Genomic DNA, 16,759 nt, shown 5'->3' with positions numbered 1-16,759 from the left:
CCCATATCAGCCAGCTTTTACTGGGTTGCAGGTCCAACAGCCGGGCGCACACCCAACCGGCTGATCCACACCGCCGCCACGATCACCGCCCCGCCCAGGAACAACCGCCCCAACGGCTCATGCTGATTCCAGATCAGCAGGTTCAACAGCAACCCCACCGGCACATGCAGGTTGTTCATCACGGCCAGGGTGCCGCCGTTGACCAGGCAGGCGCCCTTGTTCCACCAGTACAAGCCCAACGCGGTACTGACCAGCCCCAGAAACACCAATACCCCCCACTGCAATGGCGCTTCGGGCAGGAAGTTGGCTTTGCCGAACAACAGGAACGCCGGCAACACCACGGCCAATGCTCCCAGGTAGAAATAGCCAAAGCGCCGGTAGTGCGGCAAGTCGCTTGGATGGCGCGCCACCAGGCGCCGGTACAGCACCTGCCCGGCGGCGTAGGTGAAGTTGGCCAGTTGCAGCAACAGGAAGCCCATGAAGAAGTCCGGGCTGATCTGGTCAAAGCGGATCACCGCCGCGCCCGCCACCGCCACCAGCGCAGCAATCAACGCCCACGGGTTGAAGCGCCGGTTCAGTGCGTCTTCGATCAACGTCACATGCAACGGCGTGAGGATGGTGAACAACAACACCTCGGGCACCGTCAGCACGCGAAAGCTCAAGTACAAGCACACATATGTCACACCAAACTGCAACGCGCCGATCAGCAGCATGCCGCGCATGAACGCAGGCTCCACCGAACGCCAGCGGGTCAGCGGGATAAACACCAGCCCGGCCAGCAGCACGCGTACCAGCACGGCGAAATAGCTGTCGACATGACCGGCCAGGTATTCGCCGATCAAGCTGAAGGAAAACGCCTGGATCAGCGTGACAATCAGTAAATAGCCCATGTGCGCCTCGTATTTGAATGGGCGCGACATTAGCGTTTTTCACGGCGGGGCGAAACTCGGGGCAAAAAAAACCCGACCTCGCTAAAGCGGCAGTCGGGCAGGAGCACTCAGGAGCAACAAGTGCAAAGGGAGGTTCGATACGCGAACTTGAAGGGTTGCGTGGGGTTATAAAAACACCACGCGATTATCTGGCGATTAACGCTTCAGGCAACCTGTGCCAGCAAGGCCTTGGCGTGGTTGACGCCCTTTTCCTGGAAGTCGCCACCCAGGTTCACCCCTTCGGCATGAATGAAGGTGACGTCATGGATACCGATAAAGCCCATGACCTGGCGCAGGTACGGTTCCTGGTGATCGCTGCTCGCGCCGGTATGGATGCCGCCACGGGCGGTCAACACGACGGCGCGCTTGCCGGTCAACAGGCCCTGTGGCCCGGTGGCGGTGTACTTGAACGTCACACCAGCGCGCAACACATGGTCAAGCCAGGCTTTGAGGGTGCTGGGGATGGCAAAGTTGTACATCGGCGCGGCCATTACCAGCACATCGGCGGCCAGCAGTTCGTCGGTCAGTTGGTTGGAACGGTCCAGGGAAGCCTGCTCATCTGCGTTGCGCTGCTCGACCGGCTTCATCCAGCCGCCCAACAGGTTGGCGTCCAGGTGCGGCACCGGGTTGATGGCCAGGTCACGCACGGTGATCTGATCGGCCGGGTGGGCCGCCTGCCATTGGCTGATGAACTGTTGGGTCAACTGGCGGGAGATGGAATCCTGCTGGCGGGCGCTGCTTTCGATGATCAGAACATTGGACATGGCTTTGTAGGCTCCATCGGTAATTGCTGTAAGTCGATGGAGTGAAGGTTAAACAGAGCCCGTTCGATAAAAAAGCGTAAAAAACTGCTATAACCCATCTATAAAGTTGTTTATAAGCGGAGCATAGCGCTGGCCGCGCCCCGCTTGTGCGTTATTTAGGCTCGCAGGTCAGTTTGATGCGCATCTTGATAATCGCGCGGCTGAACTTGACCGTGGTGTTGGTGCTTTTGCCGGCAGGAACCGTGACATTGCGTACCCGCGCAGGCTCCGGACCATTGGTAAATGCGACCCTGCACGCAGCGTCGTTGCTGCCGAAGTTACTGAGTTGGATGGAGCTGATCTCACTGTCCACATCGGACGCCATGTAATCGATGCTCACCCCCTTGATCGATTTTGACACGTCGATCGGATAGGCAAACGCGCTCAGCGGCAACAGTGCCAGCACTACACAACAGAATTTTCTCATTCGGCAGTCTCCAATAAGGACCGCCAGCTTAGGACAAGAGGAGCTCATCTTGAAAGCGCCCCGCGTGACCCTTGATCAATGGCGCACGTTGCAAGCCGTGGTCGACCATGGTGGCTTCGCCCAGGCGGCCGAAGTACTGCACCGCTCGCAATCCTCGGTGAGCTACACCGTCGCCCGCATGCAAGACCAGTTGGGCGTGCCCCTGCTGCGCATCGACGGGCGCAAGGCCGTGCTCACCGAGGCCGGCGAAGTGCTGCTGCGCCGCTCCCGGCAACTGGTGAAAAACGCCAGCCAGCTCGAAGACCTGGCCCATCATATGGAGCAAGGTTGGGAAGCCGAAGTACGCCTGGTGGTCGATGCCGCCTACCCCAACGCCCGCCTGGTGCGCGCCCTCACCGCCTTCATGCCGCAAAGCCGTGGCTGCCGCGTGCGCCTGCGTGAAGAAGTGCTGTCGGGTGTCGAGGAACTGCTGATTGAAGGCGTCGCCGACCTGGCGATCAGCAGCTTCAGCATCCCAGGCTACCTGGGCACGGAAATGAGCGATGTGGAATTTGTCGCCGTGGCCCACCCCGAACACCCCCTGCACCGGCTTAACCGCGAGTTGAGCTTCCAGGACCTGGAAAGCCAGATGCAAGTGGTGATCCGCGACTCCGGCCGCCAGCAACCACGGGACGTCGGCTGGCTCGGCGCCGAACAGCGCTGGACCGTGGGCAGCCTGGCCACCGCCGCCACCTTCGTCGGCAGCGGCCTGGGGTTTGCCTGGCTGCCCCGGCACCTGATCGAGCGCGAGCTTAAAGAAGGCGTGCTCAAGCAACTGCCCCTGGAGCAAGGCGGCAGCCGCCACCCGACGTTCTACCTGTACTCCAACAAGGACAAGCCCCTGGGCCCGGCGACGCAGATTCTCGTCGAACTGCTACGCACCTTCGACACCGCACCGCTGGACGCCCCCTTTGCCGCCCCCCGGCAAGCCTGAAACGGAGTTCACCCATGGCCTATTTCGAACATGAAGGTTGCACCCTGCATTACGAGGAATATGGCCACGGCGAGCCGCTGATCCTGATCCACGGCCTGGGCTCCAGTTGCCAGGATTGGGAACTGCAAATACCGGTATTGTCCCGGCATTACCGCCTGGTGGTGCTGGACGTGCGCGGTCACGGCCGCTCCGACAAGCCTCGGGAGCGCTACAGCATCGCTGGTTTTACCGCCGACCTGGTGGCCTTGATCGAACACCTGCAACTGCCCGCCGCCCATGTGGTGGGCCTGTCGATGGGCGCGATGATCGCCTTTCAACTGGCGGTCGACCAACCGCAGCTGCTCAAGAGCCTGTGTATCGTCAACAGCGCCCCCGAGGTCAAGGTGCGCAGCGCCGATGACTATTGGCAATGGGCCAAGCGCTGGACCCTGGCACGTGTGCTGAGCTTGAAGACCATCGGCAAGGCCCTCGGTGACAGGCTGTTTCCCAAACCCGAACAGGCCGACCTGCGGCGCAAGATGGTCGAGCGCTGGGCAAGAAACGACAAACGTGCTTACCTCGAGAGCTTCGACGCGATTGTGGGCTGGGGCGTGCAGGAACGACTTTCGAAAATCACCTGTCCAACCCTGGTCATCAGCGCCGACCATGACTACACCCCGGTGGCGCAGAAACAAATCTATGTAAAACTGCTGCCCGATGCGCGGTTGGTGGTGATCGAGGATTCGCGCCACGCCACACCGCTGGACCAACCCGAAACCTTCAATACAACCCTGCTCGATTTTCTGAAGACAGTCGAAAGCACTTCCCAGGATCACTGACCCATGCTGAAAAAAATCGCCGTTTTTGCCGGTTCTGTTCTGTTTGCTGCCAACCTGATGGCGGCCACGCCGGCCAAGGCACCACACGTATTGATCACCACCACCAATGGCGAGATCGAAATCGAGTTGGATCCGGTCAAGGCGCCCATCAGTACCGAGAACTTCCTGTCCTATGTCGACAAAGGCTTCTACACCAACACCATTTTTCATCGGGTGATCCCGGGTTTTATGGTGCAAGGCGGCGGGTTCACCCAGCAAATGTCGCAAAAGCCAACTGAAGCGCCGATCAAGAACGAAGCCAGCAACGGCCTGCATAACGTGCGTGGCACCTTGTCCATGGCGCGTACCAGTAACCCGAATTCGGCCACCAGCCAATTCTTCATCAACGTAGCCGACAACGCCTTCCTCGACCCGGGCCGTGATGCTGGCTACGCGGTATTTGCCAAAGTGGTCAAGGGTATGGACGTAGTCGATATCATCGTCAACTCGCAGACCACCACCAAGCAAGGCATGCAAAACGTGCCTATCGATCCTGTCCTGATCAAGTCGGCCAAGCGTATCGACTAAGGTCCACAGGGCGTTTCGCGCGCCGCCCACAAGGCGGCGCGTGTATTTGAAAAGGAGAGCCCGCCCGGCGGGCGTCAGACCTAATGCTCTATCGTCGCTTTGAACAACTGATCGATATCTTCCGCGACGCTCCCAGCGCGGCACCTCCCGATAAAGTCCTGCCCTTCTACCTCTATTACCTGCGCCAGGTGTGGCCGTGCTTTGCCGCGCTATTGGTGGTCGGCCTGATTGGCGCGCTGATCGAAGTAGCGCTGTTCAGCTACCTGAGCCGCATCATCGACCTGGCCCAGGGCACACCGCCGGCCAATTTCTTCCAGGTCCACGCCACCGAGTTGATCTGGATGGCCGTGGTCGCCCTGCTGCTACGCCCGATCTTCGGCGCCCTGCACGACCTGCTGGTACACCAGACCATCAGCCCCGGCATGACCAGCCTGATCCGCTGGCAGAACCACAGCTATGTGCTCAAGCAGAGCCTGAACTTTTTCCAGAACGATTTTGCCGGGCGCATTGCCCAGCGCATCATGCAGACCGGCAACTCGCTGCGCGACTCAGCCGTCGCCGCTGTCGATGCCATCTGGCACGTGGCGATCTACGCCATCAGTTCCCTGGTGCTGTTTGCCGAGGCCGACTGGCGCCTGATGATCCCGCTGGTCACCTGGATCATCGCCTACAGCCTGGCGCTGCGCTACTTCGTGCCACGGGTCAAGGAACGCTCGGTGATCTCCTCCGAGGCGCGCTCCAAATTGATGGGGCGCATCGTCGATGGCTACACCAACATCACCACCTTGAAACTGTTCGCCCACACGCAGTCCGAGCAGGAGTACGCCAAGGAAGCAATCATCGAGCAGACCGAAAAAACCCAGCTGGCCAGCCGCGTGGTGACCAGCATGGACGTGGTGATCACCACCATGAACGGCCTGCTGATCGTCACCACCACCGGCCTGGCCCTGTGGCTGTGGACCCAGTCGCTGATCTCGGTGGGCGCCATTGCCCTGGCCACCGGCCTGGTGATCCGCATCGTCAATATGTCGGGTTGGATCATGTGGGTGGTCAACGGCATTTTCGAGAACATCGGCATGGTCCAGGACGGCCTGAAGACCATCGCCCAGCCACTGGCGGTGATCGACCGCGAGAACGCCCCGCGCCTGCGCGTGCCCCACGGCGAAGTGCGCTTCGAGCAAGTGGATTTCCACTACGGCAAGAGCAGCGGCATCATCGGGGGCCTGAACCTGGTGATCAAGCCAGGGGAAAAGATCGGTCTGATCGGCCCTTCCGGTGCCGGCAAGTCGACCCTGGTCAACCTGCTGCTGCGCCTCTACGATCTGCAGGGCGGGCGCACCCTGATCGACGACCAGAACATCGCCGAAGTGGCCCAGGAAAGCCTGCGCGAACGCATCGGCATGATTACCCAGGACACCTCGCTGCTGCACCGTTCGATCCGCGACAACCTGCTGTATGGCAAGCCCGACGCCACCGACCAGGAACTTTGGGAGGCCATCCGCAAGGCGCGTGCCGATGAATTTATCCCGCTGCTCTCAGACGCCGAGGGCCGTGTCGGCCTGGACGCCCATGTGGGTGAGCGCGGGGTGAAACTCTCCGGCGGGCAACGCCAACGCATCGCCATCGCCCGGGTCCTGCTCAAGGACGCGCCGATCCTGATCATGGACGAAGCCACGTCGGCCCTGGACTCGGAAGTGGAAGCGGCCATCCAGGAAAGCCTGGAAACCCTGATGCAAGGCAAGACGGTGATTGCCATCGCTCACCGTCTGTCCACGATTGCTCGAATGGACAGGTTGGTCGTCCTGGAAAAAGGCCAGATCGCCGAGAGCGGCAGCCACGCCCAACTACTGGCACAGGGCGGCCTGTACTCGCGATTGTGGCAACACCAGACCGGCGGATTCGTCGGTATCGACTGATTCTGGACTACTAACGGCGCTATCAATTCCGAACAATTCTGACAGTTTTTTCTAACTCGCTGGCCGTGTATCACAATCCTGCTGTACTGCAATCAGGGCCCAGGGAGGGCCCTGACATCAGACTGCAGGGAAGCCTCACCGACCAGTTGATTTAGAAGGACGCGTTCATGTCTCTGTTCAAACGTTCCGTTACAGAAGGGTTAGGTACGTTTTGGCTGGTGTTGGGTGGTTGCGGGAGTGCGGTTCTGGCCGCAGCGTTCCCCGATGTCGGAATTGGTCTACTGGGGGTATCCCTGGCATTTGGACTGACGGTGCTGACCATGGCGTTCGCCATTGGCCATATCAGCGGCTGTCACCTCAACCCGGCAGTCACCGTGGGCCTGGTGGTCGGCGGCCGGTTTCCGGTCAAGGAGTTGCCAGCGTATATCGTCGCGCAGGTCATAGGTGGCGTCGTCGCGGCGGCCCTGTTGTATTTCATTGCCAGCGGCAAGCCGGGCTTTGAACTGGCTTCTGGGCTGGCCTCCAATGGTTACGGCGAACATTCGCCGGGCGGGTACTCGATGGCGGCGGGGTTTGTCACCGAACTGGTGATGACGGCGATGTTCCTGCTGATCATCCTCGGCGCCACTGACCGTCGTGCACCGGCGGGCCTGGCACCCATCGCCATCGGCCTGGGGCTGACGCTGATCCACCTGATCTCCATCCCGGTCACCAACACCTCGGTCAACCCGGCCCGCAGCACCGGCCCCGCGCTGATTGTCGGCGGCTGGGCGATCCAGCAGTTGTGGCTGTTCTGGCTGGCGCCGATCCTTGGCGCGGTAATCGGTGGCATCACCTACCGTTGGCTGGGCAAGGAAGAAAACGCCTGATCCACCCTGTAGGAGTGAGCTTGCTCGCGAAAAACCTGAGGGCGCCGCGTTTATCCAGAATGAACGCGCTGTACTTGAGTTCTTCGCGAGCAAGCTCCTACAGGGGAACCGGTCGAGTTCCCTGAGCGTTATGCCTGCCGATACGGCAACGCCGACCGCGCCTCTTCGGCATACGCCAGAATCCCTACCCGCTCGCGCTCCAGGAAGTCTGCCACGGCGGTTTTCAGGCCCGGATGGCGCAAGTAATGCCAGGAGCGGGTAATCACCGGCTCAAACCCCCGGATCAACTTGTGCTCGCCCTGGGCACCGGCATCGAAACGTTGCAGTCCATTGGCGATCGCGTAATCCATGCCTTGATAGAAACAGGTTTCGAAATGTAGCCGGTCGAACTCACCCAGGCAGCCCCAATAGCGACCGTACAGGCTATCGCCACCCACCAGGCTGAACGCCATGGCCACCGGCCGCGCCCCTTGCTTGGCCAGCACCACCCGGATGGCCTGCGGCATGCGCTCGGCCAACAGGCTGAAAAACGCCCGCGTCAGGTACGGCGACTGGCGGCGCACGGCATAGGTGTTGGCGTAACAGGCGTAGACAAAATCCCACTGGGCCTCGCTCAACTCATGGCCTTGCAACCATTGGAACTCAATCCCCTGCCCCGCCACTTGCTCGCGCTCCTTGCGCATCTGCTTGCGCTTGCGCGAACTCAGGGCGTCGAGGAAGTCCTGGAAATCGCGATAACCACGGTTCTGCCAGTGGAACTGGCAACCCAGACGCGCAAGCCAACCGGGTTGCTGGCCCAGTGCCGCATCGGCCATGGCATCGGTGAAGTTGATATGGGCGCTGGAAAGCCCTTCGATCTCCAGGTAGCCAGGCAAGCTCTGCAGCAGCTCCAGGCCATCCGCACCATTGGCCGCCAGCAGGCGCGGCCCGCTGACCGGGCTGAAGGGCACGGCTGTCAGCAACTTGGGGTAGTAATCGATGCCGGCGCGCGCGCAGGCGTCCGCCCAACCATGGTCAAACACGTATTCGCCATAGGAGTGCCATTTGCGGTAGCTGGGCAGCGCCGCGACCAGCCGCTCACCCTCGTAGTGCAGCAAGTGCTCGGGCTGCCAGCCAGAATGCCGACCAAGGCTGGCACTGTCCTCCAGCGCACTGAGGAACGCATGGCGCAGAAACGGCTGATCCTCGGGGACCAACACGTTCCACTCATCAGGCGATATTTCGGACAGGCTATTCAAACGTTTCAACGGCATGCCATTCCCCGACGGTAAACGCTCACTCACGATATTCAGGCCATTCTGACAGAACCCACTGCCTGCGCGGGCAGCAAAAAAAAACCCCGCCAAATGGCGGGGTGAAAAAGAGGATCGCGCTTTAACGGATGAAGAAAGAGCGCGTTGGAGCGGTATTACAGTTGCTTAGAACACGTACTGCACACGACCGACGATGGAATCACCGCTGTCATCGCCATTGGCGTTGGTGATCTTGTCGGTGCTGACCTTGCTGTAGTTCAGCGACAGCTTGACCGCTTCGTTGGCGTACCAGTTCACACCCAGGGTGTTCACGTTGGCCTTGGCGTCGCCGGTTTCGCGGGTAGCGCTGCTGACGACGATGTTCTTGTCGTCAACCTTGATGCTGTCGTAGCGGTAGAACACTTCCCAGGCGCCGAATTGCTTGTTCTCGGGCTTGATCGCGTCGAACTTGCCGCCGTCGAGCTTGTAGGCACGGGACTCGCCGGTCAGGGTGTAGGCCAGTTGGCCGTAGAAACCGCTGGTTTTCACGTCCTGGTAGGCATTGCTGTCAGCTTTCATCTTGCGGCTCAGGGCTTCAGCCTGCACCGAGAATGGGCCGGTTGCGAAGGCAAACTCACCACCGAACACGGTGTCGGTGTCATAGGCGCCCACTGCGGTCAGGTTGCTGGCGTTCAGGCCCAGACCACCGCCGAAAGTAGCGCGGTTGCCGTTGGAGCCGGCATCGTTGCCACCGGTGGTCGCTACGCCACGAGCGCCGAGACGAGGACGAATCCGCGAGTCGAAGGCTGCATCGTTCAGATCACGTGCCGCCACGTTCAAGCCGAAGTGCAGGACGTCGCCGCCTTTGTTCATCGGTGCCAACACGATACGGCCGTTGAATTGCTTCACGCCCTTGCCGTCTTCGTCGTTGATGTCCTTGGAGGCCAGGCTGGCGGAGCCGTAGAACATGTCCGCCGCAGTGCCGCTGACCTGGATGCCCATGCCGTTTTCGTGGGTGTTGACCCAGTCCGCAACCTCGTAGGCGGAGTTACGCTCCATGGCGGTGATCCACTTGGAGCTGGTGGCTTTTTCCAGGCCGAAATCCGGGTCAAAACGACCGACGCGGATGGTTACTGGCTTGAAGCCCACATAGGACATGGACGCTTCGTCGAAGTAGCCGTCGTCGGAGTTACCCGAGTTGTGGGAGAAGTCGTAGTTGAGCTGGTATTTGAAATCCTTGTAGACGGTGCCACCCAGCTCCAGGAAGGCGCGACGGAAGTAAGCGGCGTCGCCCGAGTCACCGTTCTTGGTGTAGAAGCCGTCAAATGAGCCGTAATCGGCTTGCAGGCGACCACCCAGCTTGAAGCTGAAGTTCTGGTCGGTAGTAGCAACCTCAAGGCCGCCCTTGGTTTTGACAACGATATCGGCGCCGTCAGTAGTGACAGTACCAGCGAAAGCCTGGGCGGTAACGGCCAGGGCCAGGGCGCTGGCCGCGAAACCGGCGAAGTGCTTACGGATCATCGAAGAATTCCCCTAATTGGTGGTCTTTTGCGTTGGAAAACACACGGGTTCTGCCCCGCTGGTGTTGGGAGGGGATCTTGGCGAGGGGATATTTCAGGCAAGTTGCTGCAAGATAAATATTTTATTACAGGGGAACTTTCTTACAACCACTGGGAATAAGCGCAAAGCTAGAGCCGGCGCGGGCTTGAGCAAAAAAAGTACGAGAAATGCCAGGTGAAAAAAAGGTGAAAAAAACTTACGAACCTGCAATGTTTTTCAGCGCAGGGCTTTTCGCCGACACAAAAAAGCCCGCGATGGCGACGTCGCGGGCGTTGGGTCCAGCGGAAGGCGGTCAGGAGTTGCGCTTGAGCTCCGAGGCCAGGCGTTCGGCCAACCCTTGTGCATCCGGCACCTCGGGTTCGGGCAGGATGCGCAAGGTGGCTTGCATCAGCCGCATCTGGCGAATGAAGCGCCGGCAGTTGGCACAGAACATCAGGTGATGGCGCATCAGCAGGCGCTCGCGAAAGGTCAGTTGCCCATCGAGATAATCACTGGAGCGTGCCACTTGTTCTTTGCAGGTCAACATTCGCCGGTTTCCTCGAAATGCTCCACCGTGGCGAAGACTTTAAGCCGCGCCCGATGCAGCAGTACACGCACATTGGAGAGCGAGATTTCCAGAAGATTACAAATTTCTTCCAACTCCAGGCCCTGGCGTTCGCGCAGCAGCAGCACGCTGCTTTGCAGCTCGGACAGACTGAGCAGCGTGTGCTCCAGGCATTCACGCAGCTCGTTTTCGGTGAGCAGCGCCTCGGGGGTGTCCTGATGCCAGGCAAAGGGCGCGATCAGCCAATGCTCGTCGCCGGCGGCAAAGCGCTCATCACCAATGGTCCCGTGGGGCGACGGCAAGTCGTCGAGCAACACTTCCCGGCGGTTCTGTTTGTAACGCCCCTTGGCCGAGTTGGCGGTGATGGTCAGCAGCCAGGTCTTGAGGCTGGAGCGCCCTTCGAACTTGGCGAGGCTGCGTACCACCGAAAGCCAGGCGTCCTGGACCACTTCGTCAGCGTGGCGCTGGCCAACGATGGCGTAGGCCACCGCACGCATGGCGCTCTGGTACTGGGTGACTAACTCCTTATAGGCCTGCTGCTCGCCCTTGAGCAGGCGCTCAAGCAAGTGCGCGTCGTCGGCTGCTGCCATTCAGAATCTCACTGTGTTGAGGGGAGCCGTTGTGGCGAGGGGGCTTGTCCCCCGCTGGGCTGCGCAGCAGCCCCCATAAAACCCACTGAGTAGTGTCAGGCAGACCGAGGGGGTGGTTTTGGGGCTGCTGCGCAGCCCAGCGGGGGACAAGCCCCCTCGCCACAACAAGCCTCCACCGATAGGCCTCTTGGCCACTCAGCGCTTGCGCAGGATCACGCTGCCAATCGAATACCCGGCGCCAAACGAGCTGAGTACCGCCAGCGCGCCCTTGGGCAGGTCGTCCTGGTAGGTGTGGAACGCAATCACCGAACCCGCCGAACTGGTGTTGGCGTAGGTATCGAGGATCACCGGTGCCTCTTCGATCTCGGCTTCACGGCCCAGCAGTTTCTTGACGATCAGGTGGTTCATGCTCAGGTTGGCCTGGTGCAGCCAGAAGCGCTTCACGTCGGTCACGCTCAACTGGTTTTCAACCAGGTGCTGGCCGATCAACTCTGCAACCATCGGGCAGACATCACGGAAGACTTTGCGGCCTTCCTGTACGAAAAGTTTATCCGGTGCACCAATGCCCTCTTCCGCAGCGCGGTTGAGAAAGCCGAAGTTGTTGCGGATGGTATTGGAGAACTTGGTCAGCAACTTGGTGCTGACAACGTCGAACTGGTGCTCGGAAGTGGCCAGGTCGGCACGCTCCAGAATCACCGCGGTGGCCGCATCGCCAAAGATGAAGTGGCTGTCGCGGTCACGGAAGTTCAGGTGGCCGGTGCAGATCTCCGGGTTGACCATCAGGATCGCCCGGGCCTGGCCCAGTTGGATGCTGTTGCAGGCGTTCTGGATGCCGAAGGTCGCCGAAGAACAGGCCACGTTCATGTCAAAACCGAACCCCTGGATACCCAGGGCTTCCTGGACTTCGATGGCGATGGCCGGATAGGCGCGTTGCAGGTTGGAGCAGGCAACGATCACCCCGTCGATATCGGCCGCAGTCTTGCCGGCGCGCTGCAGGGCTTGCTCGGCGGCGCCCACGGCCATCTGGCAGAGGATCGACCACTCGTCGTTGGAGCGCTCGGGCAGGCGCGGGGTCATGCGCGTGGGGTCCAGAATGCCTTCCTTGTCCATGACAAACCGGCTCTTGATACCCGAAGCCTTTTCGATAAAGGCGGCGCTGGATTCGGTCAACGCCTGAACGTCACCCTGCTCGATAGCCACGGCGTTGTCGGCATTGAACTGTTGAACGTAAGCATTGAAAGACTGCACCAGCTCTTCGTTGGAGATGCTGTTGGCCGGGGTGTACAGGCCTGTGCCGCTGATGACGACGTTATGCACGGTCGTTCCTCTAAATCTGTTCAGGCAGAAGGGATTGGTACCTTCGTACCAAACCGTAAGTCGCTCTAGTCCGCCGCGCGGACATCAAACGGGGAAACGCTTTGTCCCGGCGCGTCGAGGCTGATACAGCCAATCTAGACGATCCTGGCATTTATAACGGCGAAGTTTGCCATAAACCGGGGGTTTGGCGCCTGTCACACGCGCACCTGCCCCCGGGATTGCAGGTCAAGGCTCGACCTGGCTCCACTGTTTGCTCAAACGCTTGTCGGAAATCGGTACCTTGGTGCCCAACTGCTGGGCAAACAGCGACACCCGGTATTCCTCCAGCCACCAGCGGTAAAGCTCCAACTGCGGATCGCGCTTGCCTTCCTGAGTGTGCTTGTTCAGCCGCGTCTGGTACTGGCTCCACAGGCCGCTCAACTCGCCGCTCCAGACCCGATCCTTCTGCACCTGGCTGGGCAGTTTTTCCAGGCGCAGTTCGATGGCCTTGAGATAACGCGGCAGTTCCTTGAACCACTGCGCCGGGGTTTCGCGCACAAAGCCTGGGTACACCAAGTTGCTCAGTTGTTGCTTGATATCGTTGAGTGCCACGGCCTGGGCCAGGTCGATCTTGCCCTTGAAGCGCTTTTGCAGGCCGTGCCACAGCTTCAATACTTCCAGGGTCAGGCGCGCCAGGCGTTCGGCATGTTCGGTCCAACTGCCGCGTTTGCGCTCGGCCAGGGCCGCCAAACCAGCGCCATCCCTCGGCAGGCTGGCCTCGCCTTCCAGTACGCAACTGTCGAGGCTGGCCAGCAGAATGTCTTCCACCAGGGCGTCGATACGTCCCAGCTCGCGGTACATCAGCCCCAGCTCGGTAAGACCGGGCAACTTGCCGCGCAGGAATTTTGCCGGCTCGGCCAGTTGCTGCATCAACAGACGCTGCAAGGCACGGCGATGCTGGAACTCGGCTTCGGCAGCGGTGGAGAAGCGCCCTTCCTTGACCGTCCCGTTTTCCTCCACCAACGCCGGATACACCGTCATCGACAGCCCGGCGATCTTTTGCTGGGTGGTCTCGGCCACGGCGGCAAAGACCTTGGCCTCCACCGGCAACTGGCTTTTGGCAGTCTGCGGCACCGCCAGGGCGGCCTGGCTGGCTTCGACAAAACGTGCTGTCAGCGCGGCCAGGTCGCGGCCCTCGCCGAGGAACTTGCCCTGGGCGTCCACCACTTCCAGGTTCATTTTCAGATGGTTTTCCACCTGCTGCGCGGCTTCGCTCCAGGCTTCATCGCTGACCCGCGCACCGGTCATGCGCAGCAGCTCGCGCCCCAGCGCCTGGGGCAGCGAGCCCTGGGCAAATTCGATACGTTGCAGCGCAGCCTTGACGAAATCCGGCACCGGCACGAAGTTCTTGCGCAGGGCCTTGGGCAGGTTGCGCACCAGGGCAATGCACTTGGCCTCGATCAGCCCGGGCACCAGCCACTCCAGGCGCTCGGCAGGCAAGGCCGGCAACAATGGCGCGGGCACCCGCACGGTCACGCCGTCGCGCGGGTGATTGGGTTCAAAGTGATAACTCAAGGCCAGGGCCAGGTCACCCAAGTGCAGCGTGTCCGGATAATGGGCAGCGGTGACTTCACTGGCCTCGCGCGCCAGCACGTCTTCTTCGCGCATGATCAGCAGTTGCGGGTCTTTCTGGCTGGTGATCTTGTACCAACTGTCGAAGGTCGCCGTCTGGTGGATCTCCGCCGGCAGGCGCGCATCGTAGAAGGCGTACAGGGTTTCTTCGTCGGCCAGGATATCGCGGCGCCGGGCCTTGGCTTCCAGTTCGTCCAATTGCTCCAGCAACTGCTGGTTGGCGGCCAGGCACTTGGCCCGGGACTGGATCTCGCCACGTACCAGGCCTTCACGGATAAACAGCTCGCGCGACACCACCGGGTCCACAGGCCCGTAATGCACCGGCCGGCGCCCCACCACAATCAGGCCGAACAGGGTGATCTGCTCGAAGGCCACGACCTGGCCGCGCTTCTTCTCCCAATGGGGCTCGAAGTGGTTTTTCTTGATCAAGTGCCCGGCCAGGGGCTCGATCCAATCGGCATCGATCTTGGCCACCATGCGCGCATACAGCTTGGTGGTTTCCACCAGCTCGGCGGTCATCAACCATTGCGGGCGCTTCTTGCCGATCCCCGACGACGGGTGAATCCAGAAGCGCCGCTGACGGGCACCCAGATAGTCGCCCTCTTCGGTCTTCTGGCCGATCTGGCTCAGCAGGCCGGACAACACCGCCTTGTGCAGTTTCGGGAAATCCGCCGGCTCCTTGTTGACCGTCAACTGCATGTCACGGCAGATCAGGCTCAACTGGCGGTGGGAATCACGCCACTCGCGCAGGCGCAGGTAGTTGAGGAAATTCTTGCGACACCAGTTGCGCAACGGGCTGGCGGTCAATTCCTGGCGCTGCTCTTCAAAGCCGCGCCACAGGTTGACCAGACCGGCGAAGTCCGAATCGGGATCCTTCCATTGCGCGTGGGCCTGGTCGGCCGCTTGCTGGCGCTCCGGCGGGCGCTCGCGCGGGTCCTGGATCGACATGGCACTGGCGACGATCAGCACTTCCTGCAAACTGCCGAGCTTGGCCGCTTCCAGCAACATGCGGCCCATGCGCGGGTCCACCGGCAGGCGCGCCAGTTGCCGGCCCAGAGGCGTCAGTTGGCTGTTGCGGTCCACCGCCGAGAGTTCCTGCAGCAGGTTGAAGCCATCGCTGATGGCCTTGCCATCCGGTGGTTCGATAAACGGGAAGTCGGTGATTTCGCCCAGGCGCAGGTGCAGCATCTGCAGGATCACTGCCGCCAGGTTGGTGCGCAGGATTTCCGGATCGGTAAATTCCGGGCGCCCGATAAAATCTTCTTCGCTGTACAGGCGCACGCAAATGCCCGGTTCAACCCGGCCGCAACGCCCCTTACGCTGGTTGGCGCTGGCCTGGGAAACCGCCTCGATTGGCAGGCGCTGGACCTTGGCGCGGTAGCTGTAGCGGCTGATGCGGGCGGTACCGCTGTCGATCACGTAGCGGATGCCCGGCACGGTCAGCGAGGTTTCCGCGACGTTGGTCGCCAGCACCACGCGCCGCCCCGGATGGGACTGGAAAATGCGCTGCTGTTCGGCCGGCGACAGGCGCGCGTACAACGGCAGGATTTCCGTGTGCTTGAGCTGGGCCTTGCGCAGCATGTCGGCGGCATCGCGGATCTCGCGCTCACCGGGCAGGAACACCAGCACATCGCCCGGGCTCTTGCGCTCGCTGCGTTCAAAGGCGGCAATTTCATCGAGGGTGGCGAGGATCGCCTGGTCCACGGTCAAGTCGTCTTCGACGCGGTTGCCCTCTTCGTCCTGTTCCAGGGTCAGCGGGCGGTACCAGGTTTCCACCGGGAACGTACGCCCCGAGACCTCGACAATCGGCGCATCGTCGAAGTGCTTGGAGAAGCGCTCCAGGTCGATGGTGGCCGACGTGATGATGACTTTGAGGTCCGGGCGACGTGGCAGCAGGGTCTTCAGATAGCCGAGCAGGAAGTCGATGTTCAGGCTGCGCTCGTGGGCTTCGTCGACGATGATCGTGTCGTAGCGCTCGAGGTAGCGGTCGTTCTGGGTCTCGGCCAGCAGGATGCCGTCGGTCATCAGCTTGATCAGGGTGTTGGAGTCGCTCTGGTCCTCGAACCGCACCTGATAGCCGACCAGCGCGCCCAAAGGCGTCGCCAGTTCTTCGGCAACCCGACTTGCCACACTGCGTGCCGCAATACGCCGAGGCTGGGTATGGCCGATCAAGCCGTACTGGCCGCGACCGATTTCCAGGCAGATTTTCGGCAACTGCGTGGTTTTACCCGAGCCGGTCTCCCCCGCGATGATCAACACCTGGTGCTTTTGCAGCGCCGCCTTGATTTCATCGCGCTTGGCGGCGATGGGCAGGCTGTCGTCGTAACGAACCTGCGGCACGCTGGCCGCGCGCGCCGTGACCTGGGCACAGGACGCCTGCATGCGCGCCACCCACTGCGCCAGCTTCTCCTCATCGGGCTTCTTGCGCAGCTCAAGCAACTGCCGGCGCAAGCGGTGGCGGTCGGCGAGCATGGCGTGATCGAGGTTCTTCAGGAGTTGGTCGATAGCGGGCGCTTGATCAGTCATCAGGTACTTTGCAGGTCGTCTATTTATGCACGGCCGGCAATTGTGGCAGAAAAGCGCCCGCAACGTTAAAGGCCGCG

General features: G+C 61.1%; 14 protein-coding genes. 5 read left to right on the top strand and 9 right to left on the bottom strand.

Translation table 11 applies throughout. The annotated features are described in order from the left end of the window. Positions 1-17 precede the first annotated feature (17 nt). The 3 genes from C5F71_RS20345 to C5F71_RS20335 form a co-directional block, all read right to left on the bottom strand. Positions 18-890: a carboxylate/amino acid/amine transporter gene (locus C5F71_RS20345; protein ID WP_092237330.1), complete on the bottom strand. Its 873-nt coding sequence runs from the start codon at positions 888-890 to the stop codon at positions 18-20. 203 nt (positions 891-1,093) lie between these two features. Further along, complete coding sequence (locus tag C5F71_RS20340) at positions 1,094-1,693, bottom strand: FMN-dependent NADH-azoreductase (protein ID WP_092234408.1); 600 nt, start codon at positions 1,691-1,693, stop codon at positions 1,094-1,096. A 151-nt stretch (positions 1,694-1,844) separates the two neighbouring features. Continuing rightward, positions 1,845-2,159, bottom strand: coding sequence for a 3-phosphoglycerate kinase (locus C5F71_RS20335; RefSeq protein ID WP_070995119.1), 315 nt, complete (start codon positions 2,157-2,159; stop codon positions 1,845-1,847). A gap of 49 nt (positions 2,160-2,208) precedes the next feature. Here C5F71_RS20335 and C5F71_RS20330 point away from each other — a divergent pair, with 49 nt between their 5' ends. The 5 genes from C5F71_RS20330 to aqpZ all read left to right on the top strand — a co-directional run bounded on the left by C5F71_RS20330 (position 2,209) and on the right by aqpZ (position 7,302). Then, on the top strand, positions 2,209-3,132 hold the full coding sequence (locus tag C5F71_RS20330; RefSeq protein WP_092234405.1) for a LysR family transcriptional regulator: 924 nt from the start codon (positions 2,209-2,211) through the stop codon (positions 3,130-3,132). A gap of 14 nt (positions 3,133-3,146) precedes the next feature. Further along, on the top strand, positions 3,147-3,950 hold the full coding sequence (locus C5F71_RS20325; protein WP_104911816.1) for an alpha/beta fold hydrolase: 804 nt from the start codon (positions 3,147-3,149) through the stop codon (positions 3,948-3,950). A gap of 3 nt (positions 3,951-3,953) precedes the next feature. Beyond that, a complete protein-coding gene (locus tag C5F71_RS20320; protein ID WP_104911815.1) occupies positions 3,954-4,517 on the top strand; it encodes a peptidylprolyl isomerase in 564 nt (187 codons plus the stop codon). Between the two features lie 83 nt (positions 4,518-4,600). Further along, positions 4,601-6,433: an ABC transporter ATP-binding protein gene (locus tag C5F71_RS20315; RefSeq protein WP_104911814.1), complete on the top strand. Its 1,833-nt coding sequence runs from the start codon at positions 4,601-4,603 to the stop codon at positions 6,431-6,433. Positions 6,434-6,600: 167 nt separating this feature from the next. Further along, the gene (gene aqpZ, locus C5F71_RS20310; RefSeq protein ID WP_092234393.1) at positions 6,601-7,302 is read left to right on the top strand and encodes an aquaporin Z; all 702 of its coding nucleotides are present in this window, start codon (positions 6,601-6,603) and stop codon (positions 7,300-7,302) included. A 128-nt stretch (positions 7,303-7,430) separates the two neighbouring features. Here aqpZ and C5F71_RS20305 read toward each other — a convergent pair whose 3' ends face one another. The 6 genes from C5F71_RS20305 to hrpA all read right to left on the bottom strand — a co-directional run bounded on the left by C5F71_RS20305 (position 7,431) and on the right by hrpA (position 16,682). Further along, complete coding sequence (locus tag C5F71_RS20305; protein WP_104911813.1) at positions 7,431-8,555, bottom strand: GNAT family N-acetyltransferase; 1,125 nt, start codon at positions 8,553-8,555, stop codon at positions 7,431-7,433. Between the two features lie 165 nt (positions 8,556-8,720). Beyond that, positions 8,721-10,055, bottom strand: coding sequence for an OprO/OprP family phosphate-selective porin (locus C5F71_RS20300; RefSeq protein ID WP_029292360.1), 1,335 nt, complete (start codon positions 10,053-10,055; stop codon positions 8,721-8,723). A 331-nt stretch (positions 10,056-10,386) separates the two neighbouring features. After that, positions 10,387-10,620 carry an anti-sigma factor gene (locus tag C5F71_RS20295; RefSeq protein WP_029292359.1) on the bottom strand — a complete coding sequence of 78 codons (234 nt, stop codon included), beginning with the start codon at positions 10,618-10,620 and terminating at the stop codon, positions 10,387-10,389. Further along, positions 10,614-11,228 (bottom strand): RNA polymerase sigma factor, encoded by a 615-nt coding sequence (locus tag C5F71_RS20290; RefSeq protein ID WP_029292358.1) that lies wholly within the window; start codon positions 11,226-11,228, stop codon positions 10,614-10,616. Before C5F71_RS20290 ends, C5F71_RS20295 begins: the two co-directional genes overlap by 7 nt. Positions 11,229-11,423: 195 nt before the next feature. Continuing rightward, positions 11,424-12,545, bottom strand: coding sequence for a beta-ketoacyl-ACP synthase III (locus tag C5F71_RS20285; RefSeq protein ID WP_029292357.1), 1,122 nt, complete (start codon positions 12,543-12,545; stop codon positions 11,424-11,426). Positions 12,546-12,770: 225 nt separating this feature from the next. Next, positions 12,771-16,682 (bottom strand): ATP-dependent RNA helicase HrpA, encoded by a 3,912-nt coding sequence (gene hrpA / locus C5F71_RS20280; RefSeq protein ID WP_070995113.1) that lies wholly within the window; start codon positions 16,680-16,682, stop codon positions 12,771-12,773. Positions 16,683-16,759: the final 77 nt, after the last annotated feature.

The sequence above is a fragment of the Pseudomonas sp. LG1D9 genome (assembly GCF_002949995.1).
GTDB classification, from domain to species: Bacteria; Pseudomonadota; Gammaproteobacteria; order Pseudomonadales; family Pseudomonadaceae; genus Aquipseudomonas; species Aquipseudomonas proteolytica.
Note: the sequence above shows the minus strand (reverse complement) of the source record. Positions and strands in the feature narration are given on the sequence as shown.